4 protein-coding genes and 1 pseudogene are annotated in these 2,002 nt (G+C 66.6%); all 5 read right to left on the bottom strand.

Annotated features, from left to right (window positions below; all coding sequences use genetic code 11):
* Window positions 1-729: FtsK/SpoIIIE domain-containing protein (locus ADL15_RS13215; protein WP_232344065.1), on the bottom strand; the 729-nt coding region annotated here is incomplete at its 3' end.
* Window position 730: 1 nt separating this feature from the next.
* Window positions 731-955, bottom strand: a complete 225-nt coding sequence (locus ADL15_RS13210; RefSeq protein ID WP_067689145.1) for a hypothetical protein — start codon at window positions 953-955, stop codon at window positions 731-733.
* Between the two features lies 1 nt (window position 956).
* Window positions 957-1,421, bottom strand: coding sequence for a single-stranded DNA-binding protein (ssb, locus tag ADL15_RS13205; RefSeq protein ID WP_067689143.1), 465 nt, complete (start codon window positions 1,419-1,421; stop codon window positions 957-959).
* Complete coding sequence (locus ADL15_RS13200) at window positions 1,421-1,636, bottom strand: hypothetical protein (protein ID WP_067689141.1); 216 nt, start codon at window positions 1,634-1,636, stop codon at window positions 1,421-1,423. Before ADL15_RS13200 ends, ssb begins: the two co-directional genes overlap by 1 nt.
* Window positions 1,633-2,002, bottom strand: a pseudogene (locus ADL15_RS13195) (hypothetical protein); the annotation flags it as partial. The pseudogene ADL15_RS13195 and the gene ADL15_RS13200, both read right to left, overlap by 4 nt.

Raw genomic sequence — 2,002 nt, 5'->3', positions numbered from 1 at the left:
GGAGATCAGCAGCCCGACACCGGGATTGGTGGGGCTGATCGTGTTCGCGGACCAGCCGAGCTGCGCCCAGCCCTGCCCGAGCACGATGTCCGAGGACGAATTGGTGGTGCATCGGCCGGCGAACCGCCACGCGAACAGGTCTCGCAGTGACGTCGGGATGATGTCCGAGCTGGGACGCTGGGTGGCGGCGATGACGATGATGCCGACCGCCCGTCCCCGCGCGACCAGGTCTCGCAGCAGCGACGCGAACTCGTCGCGGTCCTGCTTGCGGCCGACCGTCGCGGAGAAGTACGCGATCTCGTCGATCCCGACCACGTACGGCAGGAACGCGTCATGCGGCACGATCTTGCGGCGCTTGCAGGCCAGTAGGTACGCGTACCGCTTGTCCATCATGATCTGCAGGCGCTTGAGCACGCTCAGCGCTTCGCCCAGGTTCGGGCCGACGAACACGTCCGCACAGTCGCGCCACTGCCCCAGCTCGACCTGTTTACCGTCGAACAGGCACAGCTTGCAGTCCAGCGACAACGCGGCGTGCGCCATCGCACCGTTGAGCAAACCCGACTTACCCGCGCCCGGCTCGCCACCGATCAACAGATTCTTGTAGATCATCGGTAGCTTGACGGGCTGGCCGAACTCGTCGATCCCGATGAACATCGGGTCGAAGATGGACAGCACCGGGCCGAGCTCCGCTACGCCGTTGTCGGTTTCGGCGACCAGGATCGGGGACACGTCAGTCCTCCGCCGCAGTGCAGGAGCAGTTGCCCAGCCCGCAGCATTCGCCCCGGCAGTCGTACGACTCGCAGTCACAGACACCCGAGGCCAACAGCGCCGCACTTGCGGTCGCCACCTTCAATAGGACCAACTTGCCCGCACCCGGCTCACCACCGAACAGCACGTTGCCCTCGATGAGGCCACCGTTCACGTCGACACCGATCGGGTAGCTGTTGGCGTCCATCTCAGAACCCCGCCGAGGCCGTGGCCGCGTCCGCCGGGACCGCGGTGTTCCACACGTCGTCCGGGGCGTCGTTCGGGGTGAACCCGTCGCCGCCCTTGGCACGCGTCGTGCGGGACACCTTCGCCTGCGCGAACCGCAGCGACGGACCGACCTCGTCGACGTCCAGGGCGTGCTGCTGACGCTTCTCACCCTCCGCCGTCTCCCACCGCGACAGCCGCAGCCGACCATGGACCACCACGCGGGTGCCCCGGGTCAGCGAACCAGCCACGTTCTCGGCCAGGTCCCGCCACGCCGTGCAGTTCAAGAACAGCGGCTCGCCGTCCTTCCACTGCCCAGACTCGCGGTCCAGCGTGCGCGGAGTCGACGCGACGGTGAACTTCGCCATCGCTGTGCCGTTGGTCAGGAACCGCAGCTCCGGGTCACCGGTCAGGTTCCCGACCACCGTGATCGAGGTTTCTCCTGCCATCACTTCACTCCTTGATCAATCTGATTCGAGGCGTTGCGCCTCAACACCTCACGGGCTTGCTCCAGCGCGGCCGACAGCCGGTCGATGTCCGCCTCGCGAACGTAGAAGCACAAGCCACCGGCGAAGCCGAGGTAGACCTCATCGGGGTCGAACTCCAACGACTTGACAGTCACTGGGCCGTCGTTGATGCCGATCACCACAGCGCTGACCGTCATCGCCGACCACCCGTCCGCTGCTCCGGAACCACAGGCTCGGGAACATCGGCCAGGTCCAGGCCGACCAGTGGCACCGCCGGGGAGACAGGCACGACCTCGTCCACGTCCGGCGACTTCGACAGCAGGAACGCCAGCGGCGACGGCACCAGACCGGTGAACGGATCACGACGGGTCACATCCACCCGGATCAGCGTCGACAGGTTCTGCCGGGCACGAGCCACCCGAACCTCCGAGGCTCCACAGGTCACCGCGATCACACCGGTCTTGCCGTCAAGCTGCTCCAACGACAGACCCGGACGCAGCCACATCCACACCCGCTCACCAGCAGGAGTCGGACGCGCCCACAACATCAGCGGAAGCTGCAAC

The organism is Actinoplanes awajinensis subsp. mycoplanecinus (genome assembly GCF_001509495.1).
Lineage (GTDB): Bacteria > Actinomycetota > Actinomycetes > Mycobacteriales > Micromonosporaceae > Actinoplanes > Actinoplanes palleronii.
The sequence above is the reverse complement of the archived record's forward strand: the minus strand, read 5'-3'. Positions and strand labels throughout refer to the sequence as shown.

Excerpts from the sequence above, each read along its gene's own strand:
- ssb (WP_067689143.1), bottom strand. The coding sequence starts at position 1,421 with ATGGCAGGAGAAACCTCGATCACGGTGGTCGGGAACCTGACCGGTGAC.
- ADL15_RS13200 (WP_067689141.1), bottom strand. The coding sequence starts at position 1,636 with ATGACGGTCAGCGCTGTGGTGATCGGCATCAACGACGGCCCAGTGACT.
- ADL15_RS13210 (WP_067689145.1), bottom strand. The coding sequence starts at position 955 with ATGGACGCCAACAGCTACCCGATCGGTGTCGACGTGAACGGTGGCCTC.